The following is a 26,612-nucleotide window of genomic DNA, read 5'->3' on the forward strand; positions in this document are numbered from 1 at the left end:
TTCGAGCCGGTACGGGAACCGACAAAGGAGTCCGCATGTCCACGAAGATCTTCGTCAACCTGCCCACCGCCGACCTCGAGCGCAGCAAGGCGTTCTACACGGCCCTCGGCTGCGACATCAATCCGCTCTTCACCGACGAGAACGCCGCCTGCATCGTGTGGAGCGACGATGTGTTCTTCATGGTGCTCACGCGCGAGTACTTCGGCACGTTCACCGAGAAGCAGGTCGTCGATGCGACGAGTTCGGCGCAGGTGCTCGTCGCCCTCAGCCGCGACTCTCGCGAGGACGTTGACGGGATCGTCGCCGCCGGGCTGGCTGCCGGCGGGACAGAGCCGGTCGAGGCGAAGGACTACGGCTTCATGTACTCGCGCGACCTCGAGGACCCGGACGGCAATGTGCTCGAGTTCCTCTACATGGATCCGGCTGCCGCGGAGCAGGGGCCCGAGACGTTCCTCGCGGAGCAGGGCGCCGAGACGGCCTGATGGCCGCCCGGAGCTACGGGCAGTACTGCGGCATCACGACGGCGGTCGAGCTGATCGGGGAGCGCTGGGCCCTGCTCATCGTCCGCGATCTGCTCGTGGGCCCTCGCCGGTACACCGATCTCAAGCAGGGCCTGCCCCGGATCCCGACCAACATCCTCTCCACGCGGCTCAAGGATCTGCAGGAGGGCGGCGTCGTGCGCCGTGTTCCGCTGATGAACTGCGGGTTGGTCTACGAGCTGACGCCGTACGGGCGCTCGCTCGAGCCGATCCTCCTCGCACTCGGGCGCTGGGGGTTCCAGGCGATGCACGACCCGGAGCCCGGCGACGTCGTCACCCCTGACTCGCTCACGATGGCACTGCGGACCTCGTTCCAGCCCGAGCGCGCGACGGATGTCGACATCGAGCTGCACCTCGGCGACATCGTGCTGAGGGTGGTCGTGACCGGCGGCGAGCTGGTCGTCACGCAGCTCGCCCCGCCGGCGCCGCCCGTCGGCGGCCGGCTTCCCGACGGAGAACCGGATGCCGTGATCGTCGCCGGCCCCGGCATCCGACGCCTGATCGCCGGACAGGTGACTCCGGCAGAGGCGATCGCGCAGGATCTCGTCGCGGTGGTGCGCGGCGACGAGAGCGCACTGGACGCCTTCGCGTCGACCTTCCGCATCGCACCGCTGATCACGCAAGGGAGCATGACATGAGCACGGATGGACGCATCATCATCGACCTCTTCACCACCCTGGACGGCGTCGCACAGGCGCCAGGAGGTCCGGACGAGGACGAATCCGGCGCCTTCCCGTTCGGCGGATGGCAGGCGCCGTTGCCGAGCGAAGCCGTCGGCCGCAGCGTCACCGAGGGCATGGAGACGCTCGACGCCCTGCTGCTCGGCCGCCGGACCTACGACATCTTCGCCGGGTACTGGCCGCAGCACACCACCGGCGAGGAGGGGTGGATCGGGCAGCTGTTCGATCGGGTGCCGAAGTACGTCGCCTCGCGGGATGCCGATATCCGCCTGGACTGGCAGGGAAGTTCCCGCGTGGGGGCGGACCTGGCCACCGAGATCGCCGAATTGCGCGCACGGCACCGCGATGTGCACGTGATCGGCAGCATCGACCTCGCTCAGACGCTCCTCGCCGAGAAGCTGTACGACGAGCTGCAACTGTGGGTGTACCCGATCGTGCTCGGACGGGGCAAGAAGGTGTTCCCCGAGGGGGCCGTGCCGGCGAACATGACGCTGCTCAGCGCGACGAGCGGCGACGGCGGCACGCTGCTGCTGCGCTACGCGCCGGCGCCAGGCGAGGTCGAGACCGGCACGATGGGGGACTGACGCAAGGGGTTCAGCCCAGCAGGCGCTCGATGACGAGGGCGACGCCGTCCTCGTCGTTCGACGCCGGCGCGATCTCATCCGCGGCGGCCTGCACCGCGGCATCCGCTCCGGGCATCGCGATGCCGCGTCCGGCCCAGTGCAGCATCTCGAGGTCGTTGAGCGCATCACCGAAGGCGATGACCTCGGTACGGTCGATGCCCAGATGCGTGCACAACTGGGCGAGGCCCGTCGCCTTCGTCACGCCCTCGGCCATCACCTCGACGAACGGGGCGCCGGACAGGGTTGCCTCGAAGCCCGTGAGGCCGAGCGCCTGGAGGGCGGCGAAGATCTCCGGGATCGGCACGGACGGATGCCGGATCACGAGCTTGAGGCTCGGCGCAGCCAGCACCTCGGCCTGAGGCACGCCGCCCATCGTCGCCGGGTCGCGCTTGTGATCGCTGAACGCGGCGAGCTCGGCGTAGCCGTGCTGTGCGACGAAGGTCGCGCCGACGTCGCGCACACTCGCGAAGAAGAGATCGGGGATCACCCGGCCCAGCGCCTCGGCGAGCTCTCGCTGCACGGCGGCAGGGATCTCCTCGGCGAACAGGTGCTCGCCGGTGGACAGGTGCACGCCGTAGGCGCCATTGCCGCACAGCGCCCAGTCGTCGAAGCCCGCACCGGCCGCCACCTGCTGCAGCCCGATCGGCTGGCGCGCGGTCACCGGCACCACGCGGATGCCGGCCGAGCGCGCCGCATCCAGAGCCTTGCGAGTGCGGGGCGACACAGTGCTGTCGTCGTTCAGCAGCGTGCCGTCGAGATCGGTCGCGATGAGGCGGATCACGCGAAGATCATCGGGAGGTCGTCGTCCTCCTCGACAGCGCCGAACGCGAGATCGACGACCACGGGAACGTGGTCGCTGGGCTGCTCGCCCTTGCGTTCTTCGCGATGGATGGATGCGCCGGTCACGGCATCCGCCAGTGCACGGGAACCGAGGATGAAGTCGATGCGGATGCCCTCGTTGCGCGGGAACTTCAGGCGCTGGTAGTCCCAGTAGGTGTAGCCCTCGGGGACGAGCGGGCGGACGACGTCGGTGACGCCGGCATCCGCGAGCGCGAAGAAGGCATCGCGTTCGGGCGGCGACACATGGGTCGAGACGCCCTCGACGATGGCCGGATCGCCGTTGTCGGCATCGAACGGGATGATGTTGAAGTCGCCGACCAGTGCCAGCGGAAGATCCGGATTCGCGGCGAGCTCGGCCGCCGTCGCGTTCTTCAGCTGCTCGAGCCAGTGCAGCTTGTACGCGTAGTGCGGGTCGTCCAGGCTGCGGCCGTTGGGGACGTACAGGCTCCACACCCGCACGCCGTCGACCATTACACCCAGTGCCCTGGCCTCCAGCGGCGCATCCGGACCCTCGTGGCCCTTGGCGAAGCCCGGCATCCCGTCGAACGAGGTCCGCACGTCGGTGATCGGCAGACGGCTGGCGATGGCCACGCCGTTCCACTGATTGAATCCGTGGACCTCGACGTGATACCCGGCCTCTTCGAACGGCGCGTAGGGGAACTGCTCCGGCTTGCACTTGATCTCCTGGAAGGCCAGGACGTCGATGTCCTCGCGGACCGCGAACTCGACGGCGCGGGTCACGCGCGTGCGGATGGAGTTGATGTTCCAGGTGGCCAAGCGCATGGGTCCAGCCTACGGGGCGGGGCGGACAGTCGTGCGGGGGCTCGGGGGGCTCGCCTTCGGCATCGCGGGGGCTCGGGGGCTCGCCTTCGGCATCGCGGGGTGGAGGGCGGGCTGCGGGATGCTCCGTGCGCTCGCCGAGGGTCCCTCCCGCTTCGCGGGTCCCTCCCGATGCTCGCGCACGGAGCATCCCTCCGCCCTGTCCGGGACGAGGACGCGGACGCGGACCGGGGGTGGGGGACGGGGACGCGGTGCGCCAGGGGCGGGGATGGACGGGAGGGGGGAATGAGTGGGGAGGGGGGAGCGGCGGTCAGACGACGGCGTTCCAGCGGAGGCGCGGGGGCGCGGAGTCGAGCTCGGCGAGAAGCGGGGCGGGGTCGGAAACGGGAAACATCGTGATCAGAAGGCGATCGTGCTCGCGGAGATCGAGGGCGTAGGCGAGGGCAGATGGTGCGGGGTGGCGGTCGGCGATCGCGACGACGGCATCCGTGGGGACGAGGGGCTGGCGGCGAATCGTGGTGGTGTCGATCACTGTCTCGGCGGCTTCGGTGACGCGGTCGAGCAGGGTGCGCTCGCCGACCCACGGCACGAACGCGTCCGAGGAGAGTCCGCACGCGACGGCGAGCTCGCCGTCGAGCCAGCGAGCGCGCTTCAGACCGTAGGGCGTGGGGGTCCTCGAGAGCAGGTAGCCGTAGACGTGCAGCAGGCCGGCATTGCCGACCGGCCACGACGAGTCCAGCCCGGCGCGAGCGTGCAGGGCGTCGAACATCGATCGGGGCAGGACCGGGGCGCCGACGTTCTCGTCGACGATCGTGGACCGGCCCCAGCGCGCGAAGCGGTCCGCCTCGGCATCCGCGTCGATGGCCGCACCGAGCCAGTCGAACATCGCAAGCACATCCGCGGGCTCGAGCGCGGCGACCGCGGCATCCATTCGATCGATCACGACGACGAGCGTAACGGGCTCCGGTGACCCTGCCGGACGCGGAATTCACGTGCTGTTCACGCAGAATGGTCGAAATGTCCAAACGCGAATGCAACTATGGACGCATCGTCCCCATCCGATCAGGAGAACTGTGACTGCCACCCTCGTCCTCGATTTCGACGGCACCATCGCGCTGGGCGCAGGTCCCCTCGAGGCCTTCGCCCGCGCCGTCGCGACAGCGGTCGATGACGCCGCCTTCACCGACCGCGCGCTGACCGACCTCGTCGCTTTCGAGCGCGGAGAGGCAGACGCGCGCGACGGCTACGACGTCATCAGCACGCTCGCGGCGGCCCAGGGCGTGAGCGCTGAGGTGCTGGAGGCCGCCTACCAGTCCTCGCGCGCGCTGCTCGGATCGGAGCACGCCGCGGTGGCGCCGCCGGAAGGGCTCGCCGAGTTCCTGAACCGCATCCACGGGAGCGTCCGCGTCGTCCTCGCGACCAACGCGCCAGGCGCCGGCATCCGTCCCGTCCTCGACGGATGGGGCGTCACCGACCTGTTCGACGACCTGCACTTCACCGTCGGCAAGCCGGCAGGGCTCGTGCCGATCATCCGCGCGGCGGTCGCCGAAGGGCCCGTCCTCTCCGTCGGCGACATCTTCGAGTTCGATCTCGCGCCGGCATCCGAACTGGGTGCCTCCACGGCGCTCGTGGGAGCGACGGCCGAGCGCTCGTCGGCGGCCGTGACCATGCGCGCGCGCACCATCGCCGACCTCTACGGCGACATCGAAGCCTGGGCCGCAGCCGCGGCATCCAGTACCACTCGCAGCACCACCCTCACCGAAAGGCACGATTCGAATGCGTAAGTCCCTGCTCACCACGGGCATCGCCGCAGTCGCCGTTCTGACCCTCGCCGGCTGCAGCAGCAGCTCCGCCGACGGGTCGGCGGACGAAACGACCGAGTGGCCGTCCTCCATCACTCTGTCGCTGGTCCCTTCGGTCGAGGGCGAGGACCTCGCTCAGGCACTCGACCCGCTCACCACCTACCTCTCGGACAACCTCGACATCGAGGTGAAGGGCGTCGTCGCCTCCGACTACGCCGCGACCGTCGAAGCGCTCGGCACCGACCAGGCGCAGGTCATCATCACCGACGCCGGCTCCCTGTACAACGCCACAGAGCGCTACGACGCCGAGCTGATCCTGCGCGACGTGCGCTTCGGCGCGACCTCCTACGCGTCCGTGGCCTACACGAACAACCCCGAAAAGTACTGCGAGGACGAGCCCGTCCTGTCGACGTACGCGGCCAGCGGAGTCGAGCTGTCGTACTGCAACGGCATCGAAGAGGCAGCAGCCGATGCCACCGGGTCCGGCCCCGCCGGCATCGAGGCACTGGGGGAGATCACGGACGGCACGAAGGTCGCACTGCAGGCCGCGACCTCGCCCGCCGGCTACCAGTACCCCGTCGTCGCGATGCGCGAGCAGGGCGTCGACACGGATGCCGGCATCACGCAGGTGCCCGTCGAAGGCAACAACAACGCCGTCCTCGCCGTGTACAACGGCGACGCCGAGGTCGCCTTCGCCTACTGGGACGCCCGCACGACCGTGACCGAGGAGGCGCCGGACATCGCCGAGAAGGTCGTCGCCTTCGCCTACACCGAGATGATCCCCAACGGGGGAGTCGCGGTGACGTCGACCCTCCCGGACGACCTCGTCGCCGAGCTGACCGAGCTGCTCGACGGCTATGCGGACTCCTCCGAGGAGGCGGCATCCGTGATGTTCGACCTCGTCGGCCTGTCCGACTGGACGAGCGAGACCGCCGAGGACGAGATCACCCGCTACGGCGAGATCCTCGCCGAATTCTCCAACTGATCCTGAACAGAGAACATGCACACTGATCCACAGCGCGCGGAGGCCGGGGCCCTGATCCCGGCCTCCGCGTCGTGGTCGATCCGTCTCGACGACGTCTCGGTCACCTACCCCAATGGCACCAGGGCCCTCAACGGGGTTTCGCTCGATATCGCCGCCGGTGAGATGGTCTCGGTCGTCGGCCTCTCCGGCTCGGGGAAGTCGACGCTCATCCGCACGATCAACGGCCTCGTGCCCGCGACCAGCGGGACCGTGAGAGTCGGCCCGCACACGGTGACCGGCATGCGCGGGCACCGCCTGCGCGAGATGCGCGGCCATATCGGCATGATCTTCCAGGGGTTCAACCTCGCGGATCGGGCGAACGTGTACCGCAACGTGCTCGTCGGCCGGTTCGCGCAGACGCCCACCTGGCGGACCCTGCTCGGGCTGACCACGGCGCAGGATCGCGAACTCGCGCTGCGCGCCCTGGACTCCGTCGGGATGCTGGAGAAGGTGTGGAGCCGCGCCGGACAGCTCTCCGGCGGTCAGAAGCAGCGCGTCGCGATCGCCAGGGCGCTCACCCAGCAGCCGAGCGTGATGCTGGCGGACGAGCCGGTCGCGAGCCTCGATCCGCCGACCGCCCACGCCGTCATGCACGACCTGCGACGGGTCAACGTCGAGGAGCACCTGACGGTGCTCGTCAACATCCACTTGATGGATCTCGCCCGCCAGTACACGACCCGGATGATCGGGCTGCGGGCCGGCGAGGTCGTCTACGACGGCCCGGCTGCGGCGGCGACCGATCACGACTTCGAGCAGATCTACGGACGGCCGATCCAGCCGAGGGATGTGCTCGGCGCATGATGAGCGAACCCCGGCCACTCGCCATCCCGCCCAAGCCGACCTCGCGGGTGCGCACCACGCTCGTCGCGCTGGCGTTCGCCGCCTTCACGGTCGCCACCTGCATCCCGGCGATCGGCGGCATCGACCTGGACTTCGGCGCGCTCATCCGCAACTGGAGCAACGGCAAGGATCTGCTAGCGCAGTTCCTGCAGCCGGACTTCTCGTTCGTGCCCCGGACCATCGGGCCGATGCTCGAGACGCTGCAGATGGCCGTCGTGGGAGCGGCGCTCGCCGCCGTGATCTCCGTCCCGCTCACCCTGTGGGCAGCGACGCCGACCAACCCGAACACGCCGACGCGCATCGCGGTGCGGACGGTCATCAACGTCATCCGTTCGGTCCCCGACCTCGTCTACGCGACGGTTCTCGTGGCGATGGTCGGCGTCGGAGCCCTCCCCGGCCTCATCACGCTGTTCCTCTTCGACATCGGGATCATCGTCAAGCTCGTCTCCGAGGCGATCGACTCCACGGATCTGCCCGTCATCGAGGCCGGCCGCGCTGCGGGCGGCTCGCAGGCGCAGATCAACCGGCGCGGCGTTCTGCCGCAGACCTGGCCGCTGTTCGCGAATCAGTGGCTCTACACGCTCGAGCTCAATGTGCGCATCTCCGCGATCCTCGGAATCGTCGGCGCCGGCGGCATCGGGCGACTGCTCGACGAGCGCCGGGCCTTCTACGCCTATGACGATGTCGCGGTGATCGTGCTCGAGATCCTCGTCGTCGTCGTGCTCATCGAGATCTTCTCGAACTTCCTGAGGAGGCGACTGGTATGAGCCTCGCCACCACTGCGCGCGGTATCGGGCTCGACCTGCCGGGGCATCCGTCCCGCCTGGTCCCGACGATCATCGCCGTCGCCGTCGGCGGCGTCGTGCTGGCCGCCGCAGCCGGCCTGCCGATCCCGTGGAACGACCTGGGTGCGCTGCCTGCACAGATCTGGCAATATCTCGTGCTCATGTTCGCCGACCCGAACGGGGAGATGCTCCCGCAGGCGCTGTTCGAGACCTGGCGCTCGATCTCGATGGCCTGGATCGGTGCGATCGGATGCGTCATCGTGTCGATCCCGCTCGGCATGCTCGCCGCGCGCAACGTCGGGCCGGTCTGGCTGCGCCTGCCGCTGCGCGGCGTGTTCGCGGTGATCCGCGCCGTTCCCGAGGTGATCATCGCCCTGCTGCTGCTCACCGTCACCGGACTCACTCCGTTCACCGGTGCGCTGGCGCTGGCGATCGCCGGCATCGGCACGCAGGCCAAGTGGGTGTACGAGACGGTCGAGTCCGTGCAGGAGGGAGCCTCCGAAGCCGTCCGTGCCGCGGGAGGCAGTACGGCCGAGGTCACGCGCTGGGCGCTGTGGCCGGCCGCGGCACCCACGCTGCTGTCGTTCGCGCTCTACCGCTTCGAGATCAACATCCGCACCTCGGCGGTCCTCGGGCTCGTCGGCGCCGGCGGCATCGGCAGCATGCTCGCGAACTACACGAACTTCCGCGAGTGGGATACGGTCGGGATGCTGCTCATCGTGGTCGTCCTCGCGACCATGCTCATGGATGCCGTCTCCGGCGCGATCCGCAGGCGCATCATGCGGGGTCCACGTGTCAGCGCCTCCGCCCCGACGAAGAAGGAGCGCACCGATGTGGCAAGGACCCGCTGACGCACCGCCCACGGCGCGCATCGCGATGCTCGCCCCGTCGATGCAGCCCAGCGAGCGCCGCGTCGCCGAGGCGATCGCCGCGGACGTGGACGTCTCGATCGAGCGCACGGCCCAGGAGATCGCGGATTCCGTCGGGGTGGGCAGGGCGACCGTGATCCGCACGGCACAGACGCTCGGCTACGACGGGTATCCGCAGCTGAGGGTCGCGCTCGCACGCGAGCGGGCCACGACCGCTCCGTCGCAGGAGAGCACGGATGCCACGATGCTGGGGGCCCTGCGCGGCGCCGTCGACCGGTTCGCGTCGCGTCTCGCCCACACGGTCTCGGCGGTGACGGAGGACGGCCTGTCGGCGTTCGTCGCCGAACTCGACACCGCGACGCGACTGCTCGTCGCCGCCAACGGACTGTCGGCGCCGATCGGTGCGGATCTGTCGATGCGGCTGACCTCGGCCGGGCGGCCGGCGGAGTACGTCGCCGACACGCTCGGTCAGCAGATCACGGCCTCGCAGCTCGGTGCGGGGTCGGCCTGCCTGGTCGTCTCGGGCTCGGGCGTGAACAAGGCGTCGATCGACGTCATGACCGCCGCGAGGGCGAGCGGCGCCCGGGTGCTGGCGATCACGTCGTTCCCCCGCTCGCCCGTCGCCGAGCTCGCCGACGTCGCGCTCGTCGTCGCGCCGATCAACGACTCCTTCCGCGACGAGCTGCTGCACACCTCGCGCGCCGCCCTGATGCTCGTCACCGAGTCCGTCGTCGGGCTGCTCGTGCGCACCCGCGGAGACAGCGCCACCGCGGCTCAGGCAGCGACGCTCTCGGTGCTCGGCCACTCGCTGTCCGAGTAGGTCGCTCGCGTCGGGTCAGCGCTCGGCGGGGTCCGCCGTGCCGACGAGCACGCCGCGGGCGAGCGTGTGGAAGTGCCGGTTGAAGCCGAGGATCGCCGGCGTCGACCCCGGCTCGATGTCCAGCGCATCGACGTCCAGGGCGTCGACGACGAAGAAGTAGCGGTGCGCTCCCGTCCCGATCGGCGGGGCTGCGCCGATGAAGCGCTCCGTGCGCTGCTCGTTCGGCAGCACGCGCGCGTCTCCGGGCAGTGAGGCGGCTGTGCCATCCCCGCCGGGGAGCGACATCGTGCCGGCCGGGAGGTCGAACGCGGCCCAGTGCCAGAAGCCGGAGCCGGTCGGAGCATCCGGGTCGAAGCAGCTGATCGCGAAGCTGCGCGTCCCTGCCGGCGGCTGCGACCACTCCAGTGCCGGCGCGCGATCCTCGCCGCCGCGGTCGGCCGACCAGGCGAACAATGGCAGCGGAGCGCCCGCGGCGAAATCCGGACTGCTCAGCGTCAGCGGCGCCACCGGACGCAGTTCGGCGAGCTCGGCATACGGGTCGAACGAGAACATGGAACCTCCGGCATCCTGTGCGTGCACGGCCACGATAGGCGACGCGCGCCGTCACGGCCAGAGCCCGCGCCCTACACTGGATGCCGTGACCCTCGACGCAGACCGCCAGTCCCTGCTCGCCCTCATCTCGGATGAGGCGGTGTTCCACGGTGACTTCACCCTCTCCAGCGGCAAGAAGGCGACGTACTACGTCGACATGCGCAAGCTGACCCTCGACCATCGCGCCGCCCCCGCCATCGGCCGCATCATGCTCGACCTGATCGGCGACCTGGATGTCGTGGCCGTCGGCGGCCTGACGCTCGGCGCCGACCCGATCGCGAACTCGGTCCTGCACGCCTCCGTCGCTGCCGACCGTCCGCTGGACGCCTTCGTCGTCCGCAAGGAGCCCAAGGACCACGGTCGCGGACGCCAGATCGAGGGCGCGGACGTCAAGGGCAAGCGCGTCGTCGTCCTCGAGGACACCTCGACCACCGGGCAGTCCGCGCTCAAGGCCGTCGAGGCCCTGCGCCGCGAGGGCGCGGAGGTCGTCGCCGTCGCCGTGATCGTCGACCGCAAGACGGGCGCTCAGGCGGCGATCGAGGACGCCGGTCTCGAGTGGCGCGCCGCCTTCGATCTCGACGACCTCGGGCTCGCCCCGCAGTGACCCACGGTCGGAGATCGGCGCTTCGTCGGATCGATTCCGCGGATCTGCTCCGACCGAACGGAATTCTCCGACGCACGAACGCGCAGACACCGCGCGGAAAGGGAGACCAGTGACCCGCTACGCGCTGGCCGTCGATGTCGGCGGCACGAAGATGGAAGCCGCGCTCGTCACGGATGCCGGACTGCTCGTCGACGGCAGCCGCAGTCGCCAGGCCACCGGTCGTGCGGCGACTCCCGCGAGTCTGGATGCCGCGGTCGAAGCGATCGTCCGGCACGCGCTGTCGGCGCTTCCGGCGGATGCCGAGCTCGTCGGCGCGGGGATCGGCAGTGCAGGTCCGGTCGACCGCGGCAGCGGACAGATCCTTCCGGTGAACATGCCGCAGTCGCGCGGCTACGGACTCGAGGAGGCCGTCGGCGCCTCGGCCTCTTCGGCGCTCGGACGCGAGGTCGCCACTGTCTTCGGCCATGACGGCGGTGCGCTCGCGCTCGCCGAATCCTGGCTCGGGGCCACACGGGACGCGCGCGCGTCACTGTCGATCGTGGTCTCGACCGGTGTCGGCGGGGGCTTCGTCGTGAACGGCGCCTACATCGCCGGTGCTACCGGCAACGCCGGTCATCTCGGGCAGGTCCGCCGCGAAGGCGGACTGACGCTCGAGGAGATCGCCTCGGGGCCGGCGAGTGCCGCATGGGCGCAGCAGCAGGGCTGGACCGGCGCGACCGGCGAGGATCTCGCTCGGGATGCGGCAGCCGGCGACGCCACGGCTCGGGCCGCGATCGAACGCTCGGCGGCGGCGGTCGGCGAAGCACTGGCGGATGCCGCGACGCTCGTCGACCTCGATGTCGTGGCGATCGGCGGCGGATTCTCGCGCGTCTCCGACGACTACATCGACCTCGTGCAGGCGGCGCTCACCGCGAGCGCGGCGCATGAGTACTCGCGCCGCACGCGCGTCGTGCGCTCGGGATTGGGAGACGAGGGCCCGCTGATTGGCGCGGCGGCGTTCGTCCTGCGGTAGTCAGCGCGTCGGTCGGCCCCCAGGCCGAGTCAGTCGCCGATCGCCGTCCAGGCGCTCCCGGCCGCAGAACTGCGTTCCACGGCATCTAGCACCCGCTGCACGTGCAGCGCATCCGCGAACGACGGGCGCGGCTGCTCGCCGTCGGCGACCGCCTGCACGAAGTCGACGACCTGGTGCGAGAAGCCGTGCTCGTACCCGAGCATGTGGCCGGTCGGCCACCACGATCCGGTGTACGGGTGACCGGCTTCGGTGACGAGGATGCGGCGGAATCCCTGCTCCAGGTCGGGGTTCGTCGCGTCGTAGAACTCGAGCTCGTTCAGGCGCTCCATGTCGAACGACAGTGCCCCGAGTGATCCGGAGATCTCGAAACGGAACGCGTTCTTGCGTCCGGTGCGGAAGCGCGTGGCCTCGAAGGAACCGAGCGCCCCGTTCGCGAACCGGCCGTGGAACAGCGCCACGTCGTCGACCGTGACCGGCCCGCGTTCCGTCGACGCCGTGCCGGAGAGCCCGACGCCCTCGCCGAGCAGCGGGCGCTCGTCGACGATCGTCTCGAGGATGCCTGAGACGCTGGACAGCGGGATCCCGGTCACGTATTCGACCATGTCGATTGCGTGGGCGCCGATGTCGCCGAGCGATCCGGACCCCGCCCTGTCCTTCTGCAGCCGCCAGGTCAGCGGCGCCTCGGCATCCGTCAGCCAGTCCTGCAGGTACTCGGCGCGGATCTGGCGGATCTCGCCGAGCCGCCCGTCCGCGACGAGCCGGCGAGCGAACACGGCCGCCGGGACGCGGCGGTAGGTGAATCCCACCATGGAGCGGATGCCGCGACTCGCCGCCTCCTCGGCGGCGCGCGTCATCCCCTCGGCCTCGGCCACGCTGTTCGCGAGCGGCTTCTCGCAGATGACGTGCTTGCCGGCGCGCAGGGCGGCCAGAGCGATCTCGGCATGCGTGTCGCCGGGGGTGACGATGTCGACGACGTCGACGTCATCGCGCTCGACGGCGGCCCGCCAGTCGGTCGACGTCTCCGTCCACCCCCACTGCTCGGCTGCGGCGGCGGTCTTCTCGGCATCCCGTCCGACCAGCAGGTGCATCTCCGGACGCACCGGCAGATCGAAGAACCGCGGGGCGGTCCGCCAGCCCTGAGAATGGGCAGCGCCCATGAATCCGTGGCCGATCATCGCAACACGCATCGACGTCTGTCTCCTTCGACGGTTTCCTTCAAAAGTTGTTTCTGGCAACATATATCGAGGACGACGCGATGTCCAGATCGGCGTCGATCGGAAAAGGAGACCTGGTGAGCACTACGCGTTCAGCCCTGATCGTGCGCGGTGGATGGGACGGGCATCATCCCGTCGAGGCGACGGATCTGTTCGTGCCGTTCCTGCGCGAACAGGGATACGACGTCAGGATCGAGGAGGGGCCGGCGGTCTACGCGGATGCGGAGACGATGGCCGGCGTCGACCTGATCGTGCAGAGCAACACGATGAACTCGATCGAGCGGGACGAGCTGAACGGCCTGCGTGCGGCGATCGAAGCCGGCACCGGCATGGCGGGCTGGCACGGCGGCATCGCCGATTCGTACCGCAACAACTCGGACTACCTGCAGCTCATCGGCGGGCAGTTCGCCACCCACCCTGGGCGCCACCCCGAGGAGCGGCCGGGCAATGAGCAGGACAACTACCTGCGCTACACGGTCGAGCTGACCGACCTCGGTCGCGGGCACGAGATCATGGCCGGCCTCGACGACTTCGAGCTCGAGACCGAGCAGTACTGGGTGCTGCACGACGACCTCAACGATGTACTCGCGACGACGACGCATCCGGTGCAGCCGTACCACCCGTGGCATCGACCGATCGTCTCGCCGGCGGTGTGGACGCGACTGTGGGGCAAGGGGCGGATCTTCGTCGCGACGCCAGGGCACTCGGTCGACATCCTCGAGGATCCGAACGTGCGCACGATCATCGAGCGGGGGATGCTGTGGGCGAGCCGTTGAGCACTCTGAAGGTCGGGATCATCGGCTGCGGCAACATCGCCGCGCAGTACCTGGCCACCTTCTCGCGTCTGAGCAGCGTCGAGCTCGTCGCCGTCGCCGACCTGGTGCCGGAGCGCGCCGCCGAGGTCGCCGCGCGGATGCCTGGCGTGCGGGCGCTGAGCATCGATGAGCTCCTCGCCGAGCCGTCGATCCGCCTCGTGGTGAACCTCACGATCCCGGCCGCGCACGCCGAGGTCGCGCTGCGGATCATCGCCGCCGGCAAGGAGGTCTACACCGAGAAGCCCCTGACATCGGATGCCGAATCCGCCGCCGCGGTCCTCGACGCCGCCGCTGCGGCGGGCGTCTGGGTCGGCTGCGCTCCGGACACCGTGCTCGGCACCGGCATCCAGACCGCGCGCAAGGCCGTCGACGACGGTCTGATCGGACGGCCGATCTCCGCGACGGCGACGATGATGACCGCAGGGCATGAGCGGTGGCATCCGAACCCGGACTTCTACTACCTCCCCGGCGGCGGGCCGCTGCTGGACATGGGGCCGTACTACGTGTCGGCGCTGATTCAGCTGCTGGGTCCGGTGGCCAGCGTCATCGGGGCGGGCAGCCGCACCCGCAGCGAGCGCGTCATCGGATCCGGCGATCGCGCCGGCGAGCGCATTCCGGTCGAGGTGCACAGCCACATCACCGCGGTTCTCACGCATGAGTCCGGGGCGCTGTCGACGGTCGTGATGTCGTTCGACACGGTCGCCACGAAGGCGTCGAACATCGAGGTGCACGGCGAGACGGGTTCGCTGGTCGTCCCCGACCCGAACAACTTCGACGGCGATGTGCAGCTGCGCGCGCTCGGCGGAGATGGCTGGGAGACGCTGCCGGTGGCGGCGGGATACATCGGAGCGGGACGCGGCGTCGGCATCCACGACCGTGCGGTCGCGGGTGCGGAAGCCGCGCGCGCGTCTGGGACGATCGGGTACCACGCGCTGGACGTCATGCTCTCGGTGCTGCGCGCAGCGGACGAGGGCGGTTCGGTGATCGTCGAGAGCACCTGCGAGCGGCCGGAGCCGGTGCCCGCGTCGGAGCTCTGAGCCTCGCTCAGCGAGTCGCTCGTGCCGGCGCGAGCGACTCTCCGGGCTGCATCTCGCACGCGAGGAGCACCGCGGGCGGTTCGGCGTCGGCGTTGGCGATCCGCTCGATGATCGCATCCACTCCGAGCCGCCCGAGCTCCTCGCCGGGCGTGCGCATGTAGTTCAGCGGGGGGTCGGCCATGCCGGCCATGTTGGCGGACGAGCCGATCGAGATGATCGAGATGTCATCCGGGACGCTGCGGCCGGCATCCCGCAGCCCCATCACGATGCCGGGTGCGGCGTGCTCGTTCATCACCACGAGGGCCGTGAGGTCCGGATGCTCGGCGGCCAGCGTCCGTCCCAGTCGACGTCCGTCCAGTGAGTTCTCGGCGCACGGGACGATCAGCGGTTCTGGCTCGCCGCGCTGGGACATCTCGCGGCGGAAGCACGCGCGCGACCGCTCAGCGGCGCCGTGGCCCTCGAGATGCAGGTCGCCCCAGTTGCCGGTGACGAACGCGATGCGGCGATGTCCGAGCTCATCGAGTGCCGCCACCGCCTCGGACATCGAGGTCTCGAAGTCGACGTCCACGAAGGTGAGGCCGGCGGGGTCGCGAGTACGGCCGATGAGGACGAAGGGAGTGCTGCCCGGCAGCAGCGCCTGAACGCGCGCATCCTCCATCTGCACCTCCATCAGGAGCACGCCGTCGACGAGACCGGTGTTCGCGAGTGCGGCCGCCTCGTTCGCGTCGTTGCTGATCGGCCACATCACGAGGTTCAGTCCGCGCTCCTGTGCTCGCGCGGCAGCGCTCGTGAAGAACCCCATCACCGAGCCGGTGGCCGGTCGCTGCAGCGCCGGATAGAGCAGGGCGATGATGTTCGTGCGCCCTCGGGCCAGCGCGGCGCCGACCGGGTTGCGCCGGTACCCCAGTTCCCGCATCGCCGTCTCGACCCGCTCGCGTGTGGCCGCCGAGATCGGCTTCGCCCCGCTGAGCACGAACGAGACCGTCGCGATCGACACATTCGCGCGCTTGGCGACGTCACTCATGGTGACCATTGGCGCCCCCGTCCGATTCTCCTTGTTGACAACCACAACTTATCGATCCATACTCGATCCCACTGAGAGTTTAAACGCTTTAACGATCGCCGAGGCGAGGACCCACCGCACCCGTCCTGCACCGTTCGCTGTATCCCCGCATCTCACACAAAGGAGTCAACGATGCGCACTCGACGCACCCTGTTCACGGCCGCCGCGGCCCTCACGATCGTTCCGCTCGCCCTCGCCGGCTGCAGTGGTGGCGGCGGTGATTCCGGCGGCGACCCGTCGACGATCACGATTCTCGACTACTACAACAACGAGCCGGACAAGGGGCTGGTCCAGGACCTTCTCGACCAGTGCGCGGCCGAACTCGATCTGACGATCGAGCGGGAGTCCGTGCCAGGCAAGGACCTCATCCAGAAGGTTCTCCAGCGCGCGTCCTCGAAGACGCTCCCCGATGTGCTCATGCTCGACAACCCGGACGTGCAGGAGATCGCGGCGAGCGGCGCACTGGCCCCGCTCAGCGACTTCGACGTCGACACCTCGGGCTACATCGACGGCATCATCGAGGCCGCCACCTACGAGGGCGAGGTCTACGGACTCGCTCCGGCCGTGAACACACTCGGCCTGTTCTACAACGTCGACACGCTCGAGGCTGCCGGCATCGCTCCGCCCACGACCTGGGCGGAGCTGAAGGATGCCGCCGCCGCGCTGACGGTCGGCGACCAGTACGGCATGGCGTTCTCCGCCATCGCGACATACGAGGGGTCCTGGCAGTTCCTGCCCTTCATGTGGACCAACGGCGGAGACGAGACCGACCTCCAGACGCCGGAGAACGCCGAGGCGCTGCAGCTCTGGGTCGACCTGGTCGATTCCGGCTCGGCATCACAGAGCGTCATCAACTGGAGCCAGGGCGACGTGAAGGACCAGTTCGCCGCCGGCAAGGCGGCCATGATGGTCAACGGTCCCTGGAACATCCCGGCGCTGAACGAGACGGACGTCAACTGGGCGAGCGTGCAGCTGCCCGTGAATGAGGCCGGCCAGACGCCGGTCGCCCCGCTCGGCGGCGAGGTGTGGACGGTTCCGCAGACCGGTGATGCCGAGAAGCAGGCCAACGCCGCGAAGTTCGTCGAATGCATGGGCAGCGATGACATCGCTCTGCAAGCCGCCGAGACCCGCTTCACGGTTCCCACGCGCACCGACGTCATCCCCGAGTTCATCGAGAAGGTCCCGACGATGGCCGCGTTCGCCGACCAGGTGGTCAACGCCCGTTCGCGCACCGGCAAGCTCGGTGCGGAATGGCCGACGCAGGCGACCGTGATCTACAACGCCATCCAGCTCGCCCTCACGGGCAAGGCGACGCCTGACGTCGCGTTCGAGCAGGCCGCTCAGGGCTGAGCCCGCATCCGACGCCCCGCGGTCGCGCCCAGACGCGCCGCGGGGCATCCGGAAGGGAGATCGAGATGACATCGACTGCGACCACATCCGCGCCGACTGCCACGGCATCGCCGCCCGCGCCGAGGCGGCCGAGACGACTGCGACGCGACACCATCGTCAAGGCGCTGTTCGTCGCACCGGCCGCGCTGTACATCGTGCTGTTCTTCGGCTACCCGGTGGTCAAGAACCTCACGATGAGCTTCCAGGACTACACGACCAAGACCTTCTTCACCGGGGAAGCGCCGTGGGTCGGCCTGCAGAACTACATCACGGTGGTCAGCAGCAACCTGTTCTGGCCGGCCATGACGAACACCGCGCTCTTCACGATCGGGTCGATCGCCGGTCAATTCGTGATCGGCCTCGCGCTGGCGGTGTTCTTCCACCACCGCTTCCCGCTCAGCGGGTTCCTCAGGGCAATGCTGCTGCTGCCGTGGCTGCTGCCGCTGATCGTGGCCAGCGCCACGTGGCGCTCCATCATGGACCAGGACAGCGGCATCCTGAACGCGTTCCTCGGCAGCATCGGCATCGGCGCGGTCCCGTGGCTGACCAGCCCCGATATCGCGCTGCTCAGTGTGATCCTCGTGAACATCTGGATCGGCATCCCGTTCAACGTCACGATCCTGTACGGCGGCCTCCAGGACATCCCTGAGGAGCTCTACGAAGCCGCGTCGCTCGACGGCGCGACTGGCTGGAAGGCGTTCTGGCACATCACCCTGCCGAACCTGCGACCGGTCATCAACGTCGTGCTCGTTCTCGGCGTGGTCTACACGCTGAAGGTCATCGACATCATTCTCGGGCTCACCAACGGGGGACCGGCGAACGCGACGCAGACGATCGCGATCCGTTCGTATCAGACCTCGTTCATCGACTTCGAGTTCGGCGTCGGTGCCGCTTTCAGCAACATCCTGATCCTCATCTCGTTGGTCTTCGCGTTCGTCTATCTGCGCGGAAACCGCAAGGCCGTCGACGAGTAGAACGGAACGAACATGACAACCATGGCCATCGTCACCGGCGACTCGGCGGCCGCACGCCGCGCGCAGCGCCGGTCGGGGCGCAGCATCGCGTACACCGTTCTCGGGATCGTCTTCCTCGTCATCATGCTGTTCCCGGTGTACTGGATGATCAACGCCTCGCTGCAGCCGTCCGGCAACACCCTGACCGCGACGCTCTTCCCGGTGAACCCGAGCTTCGCCGGATACGAGAAGGCGATCGCCGACCAGGGGGCGAATCTCGTCACCAGCCTCATCATCTCGGTCGGCACCGTGATCCTCAGCCTCGCCATCGCCGCCCCGGCGGCGTATGCGCTCGCGCAGTTCCGGTACCGCTGGATCAACGTGGCGCTGCTCGCGGTGCTGATCGCGCAGATGATCCCCGGCATCGTGATCGCGAACGCGCTGTACGCCGCATACAACGACATCAGACTCCTGAATACGATTCCCGGTCTCGTCCTCGCGGACGCGACCGCCGCGATCCCGTTCTCGATCATGATCCTGCGCGCCTTCATGATGAGCGTGCCGCCGTCGATCATCGAGGCGGCGCGCGTCGACGGGGCCGGGCACTTCCGCGCGTTCTGGTCGATCGTGCTGCCCGTGGCGAAGAACTCGCTCATCACAGCGGGCCTGTTCGCCTTCCTGTTCTCGTGGAGCGACTTCCTGTTCGCGCTGACGCTCACGACCACCGAGGACATCACCCCCGTCACGCTCGGGATCTACCAGTACCTGGGGACGCAGGTCGCGAACTGGAGCGCCGTGATGGCGACGGCCGTGCTGTCGTCGATCCCGGCGATCCTGCTGCTCGTGCTCGCCCAGCGCTACATCGCAGCCGGTGCCACCGGCGGCGCCGTCAAATAGACCATCGAAGAATCTGAGGAGCAGAGAATGACCACCCCCGAGAACCCCATCCGCGTCGTCGTCTGGGGCGAGAACCGCCATGAGCAGGTGGAGCAGAAGGTGCGCGACATCTACCCGCACGGGATGCACACCACGATCAAGGAGGGCATCGAGGAGAACCTCGCCGAGCGTGCCGTCGTGACCACCGTCACACTCGACGACCCGGAGCACGGGCTGACCGAGGAGCTGCTGGCCAACACCGACGTCCTCGTCTGGTGGGGGCATGCCGCGCACGGCGACGTCGCGGACGAGATCGTCGAGCGCGTGCACCGGCACGTCCTGGCCGGCATGGGGCTGCTCGTGCTGCACTCCGGCCACTGGTCGAAGATCTTCGGCAAGCTGATGGGCACGAGCTGCACGCTGCGCTGGCGTTCGAAGGACGACCGCGAGATCGTGTGGACCGTCGACCCGACGCATCCGATCGCGCAGGGCATCCCGCATCCGTTCATCATCCCCGCGCAGGAGATGTACGGCGAGTTCTTCGACGTGCCTGCACCCGATGAGCTGGTGTTCCTGTCGACGTTCTCGGGCGGCGAGGTGTTCCGCAGCGGCATGACCTACCGCCGGGGCTTCGGGAAGATCTTCTACTTCAGTCCCGGCGACCAGGACTACCCGGTCTATCACCAGGCCGAGGTGCGCAAGGTCATCTCGAACGCCGTCGAGTGGGCGAAGACCCTGCGCCCTGAGCGCACGAGCCCCGTGCTGCTGCGCTACGAGCCTGAGGACTTCTACAACGGTCAGGGCTACCAGGGGGCGATGGAGCGATGACGCAGTTCCGTACGGTCGATGCCGACCGACCGCTGCGGCTCGTGCAGGTCGGCGCCGGCGGCATGGGGCGCGCATGGCTGCGCACGATCACCGCGAACCAGGATGTCGAACTGGTCGGTCTCGTCGATCTCGACCTCGACACGGCGCGAGCGGCCCTCGCGGATGCCGGGCTCGAGGGCGTTGAGATCGGCCGCAGCACGGCCGAGGTCGCCAGGATCACCTCAGCGGATGCCGTTGTCAACGTCACGGTGCCCGAGGCGCACCTCGTCGTGAACCGCGAGGCGCTGGATGCCGGACTCCCCGTGCTGTGCGAGAAGCCGGCTGCGCCGACGGTGGCCACGGCATCCGTGCAGGTGGCGCTCGCCGAGGCGGCGGGCGAGCTGCTCATGATCAGCCAGTCGCGGCGCTTCTTCCCCGAGCTGCGGGCGTTCCGGCGCGAAGTCGCGGCCCTCGGGACGATCGGCACCGTGCGCACCGACTTCTTCAAGGCCCCGCACTTCGGAGGGTTCCGCGAGGAGATGCCGCACGTGCTGCTCGTCGACATGGCGATCCATGCCTTCGACGCGGCCAGGTATCTCTTCGACGCCGAACCGGTGTCGGTGTACTGCGAGGAGTACAACCCGGAGTGGAGCTGGTACGACGGCGCGGCGAACGCCGTCGCGGTGTTCGAGTTCGAGGGAGGATCCCGGTACGTCTACGACGGCAGCTGGTGCGCGCCGGGGCTCGAGACATCGTGGAACGGGGCGTGGCGGGTCAGCGCTGCCGAGGGTTCGGCCGAGTGGGACGGCGACGCCGCACCTGTGGTGCACCGGCCGGATGCCGGGGAGCCCGTTGTCGCGGCCGTCGATGCCTCGGCGCCGGAGCTCGCCGGTTCCCTCGAGGCATTCGTCACGGCGCTGCGCACCGGGCGCGCGCCGGAGAACGCCGCCCGCGACAATCTGCGCAGCCTCGCGATGGTCGAGGCCGCCGTCCAGTCCGCGGAGACCGGGCAGCGGGTGCGCATCGACGACGTCCTCGAGCAGGCGCGTCAGGACGCCCTCTCGGTCACGGATCGCGAGGACGTCCGCGAGCGCCTCTCCGTGTTCGCCTGAGCCCGCGGGCCGGGGCGGACGGCCGTGTCGGCCCCCGGTTCGGGCCACGAACAAGACCTCCCGCCCACGTTCGGTAGGAGCCCTGACAAATTCGTCGTACGCTCGGAGGACGACGAAAGGACCACCGATGCGCGTACTCGGACTGCTCTCCGGCACCTCGCACGACGGGATCGATGTCGCGGTCGTCGACTTCGTCGAATCCGACGGGCGGCTGCACGGACGCGGGCGGTACGAGGACAGCATCCCGTACGCCCCCGAGCTGCGCGCGCGGCTCGTCGCCGCCTTGCCGCCGGCCTCCACAACGCTGGCCGAGGTCTGCGAGCTCGACACGCTCATCGGCCAGGCCTTCGCGGACGCCGCAGCGGATGCCGCGGCATCCGTCGGGAGAGTCGATGCGGTCTGCACCCACGGCCAGACCGTTTTCCACTGGGTCGAGGGCGATCGCGCCCGCGGCACGCTGCAGATCGGACAGCCCGCCTGGATCGCCGAACGCCTCGGGGTGCCGGTGGTATCGGACGTCCGCATCCGCGACATCACGGCGGGCGGGCACGGCGCACCGCTCGTGTCCTTCCTGGACGAACTGCTGCTGCGCGATCGGTCAGGGGTGTCGGCGGCGCTGAACCTCGGCGGCATCGCGAACATGACGGTCGTCGGCGACGGCACCGTCTCGGCCTATGACATCGGTCCGGCGAATGCCCTGGTCGATGCGGTCGTCGCGGCCGAAGGCCTGAACGAGCTCGGCTACGACGAGGATGCCGCGATCGCCCGCTCCGGCGATGTCGACGGCCCGTTGCTGGATGCGCTGCTGGCCGACGCCTATTACACGCTCCCGGCCCCCAAGAGCACGGGCAAGGAGCACTTCCACCTCGACTACGTCCGGGCTCTCATCGCCGAGCAGGCGCGCGCCCTCCCGGTCGCAGACCTGGTGCGGACCCTCACCGAGCTGACCGTGCGCACGGTGGCCGCCGATGTCCGGCGCGCGGGCATCGGATTCCTGGCGGTCTCGGGCGGGGGATGCCGCAATCCGCTGATCATGCAGGGGCTGCGCGACGCTCTCCCCGAGGTCGAGCTCGTCCTGGCGGACGAGCTCGGGGCATCGGCCGATGCGAAGGAGGCGATTCTGTTCGCCCTGATCGGATGGTGCACGATGCACGGCGTCCCCGCCGTCATCCCTGGTGGCACGGGCGCGCGCGAATCGCGCATTCTGGGAACGATCACCCCCGGCGCCGGGCCGCTGCGGATGCCGCAGCCTGTCGACGCGCTGCGGAGCCTGACACTCGACTGAGTCTCCGTGGCGCGGCGCTTCCGACCCGGGGTCGCTCGGTTCTCGACGGGCGTCAGCGTCTCGGACGGTCGTCGTCGTCCCACGGGCCCTTGTACCAGTCGCCGCGGTCATCCCGTTTGGGTCGCTTGAGCAGCTGCGCGGCGACGAGGGTCAGCGACGAGATCCCGATCAGGATCAGCACGATGAACAGCATGTCGCTCTGGTTCACGGTCGTCTTCCTTCCGCGGCATCCGCCACGAGCTTCGCGATGCGGGCGGCCCTGGTCTCCGGCCGCTTCGCGGTCGCGATGAGCGTGAGGCCGAGCTTCTTGACGGACTTCGGGAAGGCGTCCCAGTTCTTCCTGGCGGAGGGCGCGGCATCGAGCGCGGCGGCGAACTCGTCGGGTTCGACCCCGGCCTCGGGCCCGTCGAGCATCGTCCACGAACCGTTCGCCTTGGCGATCTCGATCACTCGGAGGCCGGCCGGGGCGATGAGATCGGCCGCCTCGAGCTCGGCGAGACGCGCCTTGTTGGTGGCGGCCCATCCGCTGGACGGCCGCCGAGGCGAGAACCACTGCCCGACCGTCGTGTCGTCGAACGTGCGCACCGGTCCGTCGATCCAGCCGAAGCACAGGGCCTGCCGGACGGCATCCTCGTAGCCGACGCCTTCGGCGCCGCCTCCGCGCACGCTGAGCAGCCAGACACCCGCGGCGCGGGTGTGGTTGTCCTCGAGCCAGGAGCGCCAGGTCACGGCATCCGCCGCGCGCAGGCGCTCGCCATCGTCGAGGGCGCCCATGTCAGGCCTCGGGGAGCAGGTCGGCGACCGAGTTCACGACCTCGTCCGGACGGAACGGGTACTTCTCGATCTCGGCACGGTCACTGATGCCGGTGAGCACGAGGACGGTGTGCAGCCCCGCCTCGATGCCGGCGACGACGTCGGTGTCCATGCGGTCGCCGATCATGCCCGTGCGCTTGGAGTGCGCACCGATCTTGTTCAGCGCGGAGCGGAACATCATCGGGTTCGGCTTGCCGACGACGTACGGCTCCTTGCCGGTCGCCTTGGTGATGAGGGCGGCGATCGCGCCGGTCGCCGGCAGCGGGCCGTCCGCGCTCGGACCGGTCGCGTCCGGGTTGGTCACGATGAAGCGCGCGCCCGCGTTGATGAGGCGGATGGCCTTGGTGATCGCTTCGAACGAGTAGTTGCGGGTCTCGCCGACGACGACGAAGTCCGGTGCGGTCTCGGTCATGACGAAGCCGGCCTCGTGCAGGGCGGTGAGGATGCCCGCTTCGCCGATGACGAAGGCCGAGCCGCCGGGCAGCTGCTGCTGGAGGAAGGACGCCGTGGCGAGCGCCGAGGTCCAGATGCGGTCCTCGGGGACGCTCAGTCCACTCGCACGCAGGCGTGCCGAGAGGTCGCGGGCCGTGAAGATCGAGTTGTTGGTCAGCACCAGGTACGGGGTGCCTGAGGCCTCCCAGCCGGCGAGCAGTTCGGATGCCCCGGGAATGGCGTCGTTCTCATGGACGAGCACGCCGTCCATGTCGGTGAGCCAGCATTCGATCTCGGTGCGTTCTCCCATGTGCTCAGCCTAGGGGGAAGGGCGCAGGCGTTACGCGCTGATCCAGACCGCGCCGGCGGCGGCGTCCGGCAGAGCAGCGGATGCCCCGTCGATCGTGATCCCGTCTGCGGTGACGGCGACCGGGTGGCCGACGCCCAACCCCGACGCCTCGAGGGCGCGCAGCAGCTCGGGATCGCGGTCGTCGACGCGCAGGACGTTGCCGGTGTGACCGACCGGGGCGTCCGCGAGCAGGACGAACGGGACGCGCTCGACCGTGCCCGCGGCATCCGGAATCGCGTCGCCGTGCGGATCGAACCGCGGCCGCCCGAGACGCTCGTCGATCCCCTCGAGCAGCCGGTCGCTGATCGTGTGCTCGAGCACCTCGGCCTCGTCGTGCACCTCATCCCAGGCATAGCCGAACTCCCGCACCAGCCAGGTCTCGATGAGCCGGTGACGGCGCACCATCGACAGGGCGCGGGCGAGCCCGGCATCCGTCAGGCGCACCGCGCCGTACGGCACGTGCGAGACGAGCCCGGCCGCGGCGAGCTTCTTGACCATCTCGGTGACGCTGGACGGAGCGATGCCCAGCTTCGCCGCGAGCTGCGACGGTGTGATCGGGGCGTCCTGCCACTCGGTGTGCGCGTACACCGTCTTGAGGTAGTCGTCTGCTGCGGGGGATGCCACGCGTCCAGACTACGCTGGCGAGGTGAGCGAGACCCCCGAGCGCAGCACCCACGGCGTCGGCCCCTGGGAAGGGGCGCCGCCGGAAGGCGAGCAGTACGACCCAGAGCTGCTCGCGCACGGCGACACCCGCAACGTCATCGACCGCTACCGCTACTGGCGGATGGAGGCGATCGTCGCGGACCTCGACACGAAGCGGCACCCCTTCCACGTCGCGATCGAGAACTGGCAGCACGACATGAACATCGGCTCGATCGTGCGCAGCGCCAACGCGTTCCTCGCGGACACGGTGCACATCATCGGCCGCCGCCGCTGGAACAAGCGCGGCGCGATGGTCACCAACCGCTATCAGCACGTCGTCCACCACGAGGACGTCGCCTCCTTCGCCGCCTGGGCGCAGGATGCCGGATTGCCCATCATCGCGGTGGACAACGTCGGCGAGGCGGTGCCCGTCGACCGCGCCGAGCTCCCTGAACGCTGCGTGCTGCTGTTCGGTCAGGAGGGTCCAGGTCTCACCGAGGAGGCGCTCGCCGCGGCCTCCGGTCACATCGAGATCACGCAGTACGGGTCGACGCGATCGATCAACGCCTCGGCCGCCGGCGCGGTGGTCATGTACGAATGGTGCCGACGCCACGCCGGATGAGCGCGGGAAGGTGCGCCGGAGGGGCGAACCGTCACACGTTCACGGTCAGCCATCGGCCTGTCCGCACCCGCCACCCCAGGGTCGCGAGACGTGCGCACAGGTACATCCCGAAGAACGCGACGGACAGCCATGTCACCCCGGCGATGCCGTCGACGCCCGTCGCGGCGATGAGCCACAGTGCCGGCAGGAACGGCACGAGGTTGAGGCCGCCGGCGATCGCGAGGTAGCGGGCGTCGCCCGCACCCATCAGCACCCCGTCGAGCACGAAGACGACGCCGGCGATCGGCTGCGCGATCGCCAGCACGATGAGCGCCGGTTGGATGAGCGCTGCGAGCGCGGCATCCCCGGTGAAGGCCAGCCCGATGACCCCCGACAGCGCGCCGATCGCCACCCCGACGATCACCCCGAACCACACGCCCCACGCGACCGTCCGGGCGAGCACGCGTTTCACGGTGCGTTCATCGCCGGCGCCGAGCCCCTTGCCGATGAGCGCCTGGGCGGCGATGGCCAGAGCATCCAGAGCGAAGGCTGCGGCCGTGAAGATCGTGAAGACGACCTGCCAGCCGGCGAGTTCCTCCGTGCCGATGCCGGTGGCGACGCCGACGGTCAGCAGCAGCGCGACGCGCAGGCTCACGGTGCGCAGGAACAGCCAGCCGCCCGAGCGAGCCGAGCCGCGGACGCCGTCGCGCTGCGGACGAACCGAGGCGGAGTGGCGCCGGGCCAGACGGCCGACCACGACTGCGTAGGCGGCGACCATGCCCCACTGCGCTGTCACGGTCCCGGCGGCCGAGCCCGCGATGCCCCAACCCCATCCGTAGATGAACAGCCAGTTCAGCAGTGCGTTCGCGGCGAACCCGAGACCCGCGATCCACAGCGGCGTCATGGTGTCCTGCATGCCGCGCAGCAGCCCGGTGGCGGCGAACACGATGAGCATCGCCGGCAGCCCCCACATGGAGATCGACAGGTAGGTGTCGGCCTGTTCGGCCACCGCATCCGATGCGCCGAACAGCGAGACCAGCCAGGGCGAGGCCATCGCACCGGCGACGGCCAGCACGGCACCGAGACCGAGTGCGAGCCACATGCCGTCGATGCCGACGGACACGGCGTTCTTCGGGTCGCCCGCTCCGAACCTCCGCGCGACGGCCGGCGTCGTGGAGTAGGCAAGGAAGACCATCAGACCGACGATGGTCTGCAGCACGGCGCTCGCGATGCCGAGCCCGGCGAGCGGCGTCGTGCCGAGGTGACCGACGAGCGCGGCATCCACGATGAGGAACGCAGGTTCCGCGATCAGTGCCCCCAGCGCGGGAACGGCGAGGCGCAGGATCTCTCTGTTCAAGGATGCTGAGCCGGCTGCCACCCTCCGAGCCTACGGCCTGGCCGGAGGAGGCCGTGGC

The 26,612-nt window shown here is 69.4% G+C and carries 31 protein-coding genes; 20 read left to right on the top strand and 11 right to left on the bottom strand.

Features of this window, described 5'->3' with window-relative positions; genetic code table 11:
- Positions 1-35 precede the first annotated feature (35 nt).
- Genes ACWAT3_RS04145 through ACWAT3_RS04155 form a run of 3 tightly spaced genes read left to right on the top strand, consistent with a single transcriptional unit; the run spans position 36 to position 1,803 of the window.
- Positions 36-482: a VOC family protein gene (locus ACWAT3_RS04145; RefSeq protein ID WP_460796109.1), complete on the top strand. Its 447-nt coding sequence runs from the start codon at positions 36-38 to the stop codon at positions 480-482.
- On the top strand, positions 482-1,177 hold the full coding sequence (locus tag ACWAT3_RS04150; protein WP_460796110.1) for a winged helix-turn-helix transcriptional regulator: 696 nt from the start codon (positions 482-484) through the stop codon (positions 1,175-1,177). Before ACWAT3_RS04145 ends, ACWAT3_RS04150 begins: the two co-directional genes overlap by 1 nt.
- Positions 1,174-1,803: a dihydrofolate reductase family protein gene (locus tag ACWAT3_RS04155; protein WP_460796112.1), complete on the top strand. Its 630-nt coding sequence runs from the start codon at positions 1,174-1,176 to the stop codon at positions 1,801-1,803. The genes ACWAT3_RS04150 and ACWAT3_RS04155 overlap by 4 nt, the downstream gene beginning before the upstream one ends.
- A 10-nt stretch (positions 1,804-1,813) precedes the next feature.
- On the opposite strand, the gene ACWAT3_RS04160 is transcribed toward ACWAT3_RS04155, so the two are convergent.
- The 3 genes from ACWAT3_RS04160 to ACWAT3_RS04170 form a co-directional block, all read right to left on the bottom strand.
- Positions 1,814-2,623, bottom strand: coding sequence for a Cof-type HAD-IIB family hydrolase (locus ACWAT3_RS04160; RefSeq protein WP_460796114.1), 810 nt, complete (start codon positions 2,621-2,623; stop codon positions 1,814-1,816).
- Positions 2,620-3,465: an exodeoxyribonuclease III gene (locus tag ACWAT3_RS04165; RefSeq protein ID WP_460796116.1), complete on the bottom strand. Its 846-nt coding sequence runs from the start codon at positions 3,463-3,465 to the stop codon at positions 2,620-2,622. The genes ACWAT3_RS04160 and ACWAT3_RS04165 overlap by 4 nt, the downstream gene beginning before the upstream one ends.
- A 307-nt stretch (positions 3,466-3,772) precedes the next feature.
- Positions 3,773-4,405: an amino acid deaminase gene (locus ACWAT3_RS04170; RefSeq protein WP_460796117.1), complete on the bottom strand. Its 633-nt coding sequence runs from the start codon at positions 4,403-4,405 to the stop codon at positions 3,773-3,775.
- 130 nt (positions 4,406-4,535) lie between these two features.
- Between ACWAT3_RS04170 and ACWAT3_RS04175 the strand changes: the two genes are divergently transcribed.
- From ACWAT3_RS04175 to ACWAT3_RS04200, 6 genes are read left to right on the top strand one after another with little or no spacing between them, the layout of a single operon-like run.
- Positions 4,536-5,246, top strand: a complete 711-nt coding sequence (locus ACWAT3_RS04175) for an HAD family hydrolase (protein WP_460796119.1) — start codon at positions 4,536-4,538, stop codon at positions 5,244-5,246.
- Positions 5,239-6,249 carry a phosphate/phosphite/phosphonate ABC transporter substrate-binding protein gene (gene phnD, locus ACWAT3_RS04180; protein ID WP_460796120.1) on the top strand — a complete coding sequence of 337 codons (1,011 nt, stop codon included), beginning with the start codon at positions 5,239-5,241 and terminating at the stop codon, positions 6,247-6,249. Before ACWAT3_RS04175 ends, phnD begins: the two co-directional genes overlap by 8 nt.
- A gap of 15 nt (positions 6,250-6,264) precedes the next feature.
- Complete coding sequence (phnC, locus tag ACWAT3_RS04185) at positions 6,265-7,089, top strand: phosphonate ABC transporter ATP-binding protein (protein ID WP_460796121.1); 825 nt, start codon at positions 6,265-6,267, stop codon at positions 7,087-7,089.
- On the top strand, positions 7,086-7,895 hold the full coding sequence (gene phnE / locus ACWAT3_RS04190) for a phosphonate ABC transporter, permease protein PhnE (protein ID WP_460796123.1): 810 nt from the start codon (positions 7,086-7,088) through the stop codon (positions 7,893-7,895). Before phnC ends, phnE (ACWAT3_RS04190) begins: the two co-directional genes overlap by 4 nt.
- Positions 7,892-8,764, top strand: coding sequence for a phosphonate ABC transporter, permease protein PhnE (gene phnE, locus ACWAT3_RS04195; protein ID WP_460796124.1), 873 nt, complete (start codon positions 7,892-7,894; stop codon positions 8,762-8,764). Before phnE (ACWAT3_RS04190) ends, phnE (ACWAT3_RS04195) begins: the two co-directional genes overlap by 4 nt.
- A complete protein-coding gene (locus tag ACWAT3_RS04200; protein ID WP_460796126.1) occupies positions 8,745-9,602 on the top strand; it encodes a MurR/RpiR family transcriptional regulator in 858 nt (285 codons plus the stop codon). Before phnE (ACWAT3_RS04195) ends, ACWAT3_RS04200 begins: the two co-directional genes overlap by 20 nt.
- 15 nt (positions 9,603-9,617) lie before the next feature.
- On the opposite strand, the gene ACWAT3_RS04205 is transcribed toward ACWAT3_RS04200, so the two are convergent.
- Positions 9,618-10,187, bottom strand: coding sequence for a YbhB/YbcL family Raf kinase inhibitor-like protein (locus ACWAT3_RS04205; RefSeq protein WP_460796128.1), 570 nt, complete (start codon positions 10,185-10,187; stop codon positions 9,618-9,620).
- A 52-nt stretch (positions 10,188-10,239) separates the two neighbouring features.
- On the opposite strand from ACWAT3_RS04205, the gene pyrE reads away from it, so the two are divergent.
- Both pyrE and ACWAT3_RS04215 read left to right on the top strand, forming a co-directional pair.
- Entirely contained in the window at positions 10,240-10,797 is a 558-nt protein-coding gene (gene pyrE, locus ACWAT3_RS04210; RefSeq protein WP_460796130.1) for an orotate phosphoribosyltransferase, read from the top strand.
- 109 nt (positions 10,798-10,906) lie between these two features.
- Positions 10,907-11,809 (top strand): ROK family protein, encoded by a 903-nt coding sequence (locus tag ACWAT3_RS04215; protein ID WP_460796131.1) that lies wholly within the window; start codon positions 10,907-10,909, stop codon positions 11,807-11,809.
- 29 nt (positions 11,810-11,838) lie between these two features.
- On the opposite strand, the gene ACWAT3_RS04220 is transcribed toward ACWAT3_RS04215, so the two are convergent.
- Positions 11,839-12,984: a Gfo/Idh/MocA family protein gene (locus tag ACWAT3_RS04220; protein WP_460796790.1), complete on the bottom strand. Its 1,146-nt coding sequence runs from the start codon at positions 12,982-12,984 to the stop codon at positions 11,839-11,841.
- 80 nt (positions 12,985-13,064) lie between these two features.
- Between ACWAT3_RS04220 and ACWAT3_RS04225 the strand changes: the two genes are divergently transcribed.
- Positions 13,065-13,799, top strand: a complete 735-nt coding sequence (locus ACWAT3_RS04225) for a ThuA domain-containing protein (protein WP_460796133.1) — start codon at positions 13,065-13,067, stop codon at positions 13,797-13,799.
- The gene (locus tag ACWAT3_RS04230) at positions 13,784-14,875 is read left to right on the top strand and encodes a Gfo/Idh/MocA family protein (protein WP_460796135.1); all 1,092 of its coding nucleotides are present in this window, start codon (positions 13,784-13,786) and stop codon (positions 14,873-14,875) included. Before ACWAT3_RS04225 ends, ACWAT3_RS04230 begins: the two co-directional genes overlap by 16 nt.
- A gap of 7 nt (positions 14,876-14,882) precedes the next feature.
- On the opposite strand, the gene ACWAT3_RS04235 is transcribed toward ACWAT3_RS04230, so the two are convergent.
- Positions 14,883-15,899 carry a LacI family DNA-binding transcriptional regulator gene (locus ACWAT3_RS04235; protein WP_460796137.1) on the bottom strand — a complete coding sequence of 339 codons (1,017 nt, stop codon included), beginning with the start codon at positions 15,897-15,899 and terminating at the stop codon, positions 14,883-14,885.
- A gap of 171 nt (positions 15,900-16,070) precedes the next feature.
- Here ACWAT3_RS04235 and ACWAT3_RS04240 point away from each other — a divergent pair, with 171 nt between their 5' ends.
- The 6 genes from ACWAT3_RS04240 to ACWAT3_RS04265 all read left to right on the top strand — a co-directional run bounded on the left by ACWAT3_RS04240 (position 16,071) and on the right by ACWAT3_RS04265 (position 22,360).
- Entirely contained in the window at positions 16,071-17,288 is a 1,218-nt protein-coding gene (locus ACWAT3_RS04240) for a sugar ABC transporter substrate-binding protein (protein ID WP_460796138.1), read from the top strand.
- 65 nt (positions 17,289-17,353) lie between these two features.
- Entirely contained in the window at positions 17,354-18,301 is a 948-nt protein-coding gene (locus ACWAT3_RS04245) for a carbohydrate ABC transporter permease (RefSeq protein ID WP_460796139.1), read from the top strand.
- A 12-nt stretch (positions 18,302-18,313) separates the two neighbouring features.
- A complete protein-coding gene (locus ACWAT3_RS04250; RefSeq protein ID WP_460796141.1) occupies positions 18,314-19,177 on the top strand; it encodes a carbohydrate ABC transporter permease in 864 nt (287 codons plus the stop codon).
- Between the two features lie 27 nt (positions 19,178-19,204).
- Positions 19,205-19,984, top strand: a complete 780-nt coding sequence (locus ACWAT3_RS04255) for a ThuA domain-containing protein (RefSeq protein ID WP_460796143.1) — start codon at positions 19,205-19,207, stop codon at positions 19,982-19,984.
- The gene (locus ACWAT3_RS04260) at positions 19,981-21,075 is read left to right on the top strand and encodes a Gfo/Idh/MocA family protein (RefSeq protein ID WP_460796144.1); all 1,095 of its coding nucleotides are present in this window, start codon (positions 19,981-19,983) and stop codon (positions 21,073-21,075) included. The genes ACWAT3_RS04255 and ACWAT3_RS04260 overlap by 4 nt, the downstream gene beginning before the upstream one ends.
- A gap of 127 nt (positions 21,076-21,202) precedes the next feature.
- Positions 21,203-22,360 (top strand): anhydro-N-acetylmuramic acid kinase, encoded by a 1,158-nt coding sequence (locus ACWAT3_RS04265; protein ID WP_460796146.1) that lies wholly within the window; start codon positions 21,203-21,205, stop codon positions 22,358-22,360.
- A gap of 52 nt (positions 22,361-22,412) precedes the next feature.
- Here ACWAT3_RS04265 and ACWAT3_RS04270 read toward each other — a convergent pair whose 3' ends face one another.
- From ACWAT3_RS04270 to ACWAT3_RS04285, 4 genes are read right to left on the bottom strand one after another with little or no spacing between them, the layout of a single operon-like run.
- Positions 22,413-22,568, bottom strand: a complete 156-nt coding sequence (locus ACWAT3_RS04270) for a hypothetical protein (RefSeq protein WP_460796148.1) — start codon at positions 22,566-22,568, stop codon at positions 22,413-22,415.
- On the bottom strand, positions 22,565-23,134 hold the full coding sequence (locus ACWAT3_RS04275; RefSeq protein WP_460796149.1) for a YdeI/OmpD-associated family protein: 570 nt from the start codon (positions 23,132-23,134) through the stop codon (positions 22,565-22,567). The genes ACWAT3_RS04270 and ACWAT3_RS04275 overlap by 4 nt, the downstream gene beginning before the upstream one ends.
- 1 nt (position 23,135) lies before the next feature.
- A complete protein-coding gene (locus ACWAT3_RS04280) occupies positions 23,136-23,915 on the bottom strand; it encodes an HAD-IIA family hydrolase (protein WP_460796151.1) in 780 nt (259 codons plus the stop codon).
- A 30-nt stretch (positions 23,916-23,945) separates the two neighbouring features.
- On the bottom strand, positions 23,946-24,578 hold the full coding sequence (locus ACWAT3_RS04285) for a metal-dependent transcriptional regulator (protein WP_460796153.1): 633 nt from the start codon (positions 24,576-24,578) through the stop codon (positions 23,946-23,948).
- 22 nt (positions 24,579-24,600) lie between these two features.
- Here ACWAT3_RS04285 and ACWAT3_RS04290 point away from each other — a divergent pair, with 22 nt between their 5' ends.
- Positions 24,601-25,218, top strand: coding sequence for a TrmH family RNA methyltransferase (locus tag ACWAT3_RS04290; protein WP_460796154.1), 618 nt, complete (start codon positions 24,601-24,603; stop codon positions 25,216-25,218).
- Positions 25,219-25,249: 31 nt separating this feature from the next.
- Here ACWAT3_RS04290 and ACWAT3_RS04295 read toward each other — a convergent pair whose 3' ends face one another.
- The gene (locus ACWAT3_RS04295; RefSeq protein WP_460796156.1) at positions 25,250-26,575 is read right to left on the bottom strand and encodes an MATE family efflux transporter; all 1,326 of its coding nucleotides are present in this window, start codon (positions 26,573-26,575) and stop codon (positions 25,250-25,252) included.
- Positions 26,576-26,612 lie beyond the last annotated feature (37 nt).

Source organism: Microbacterium sp. GXF0217 (genome assembly GCF_054798195.1).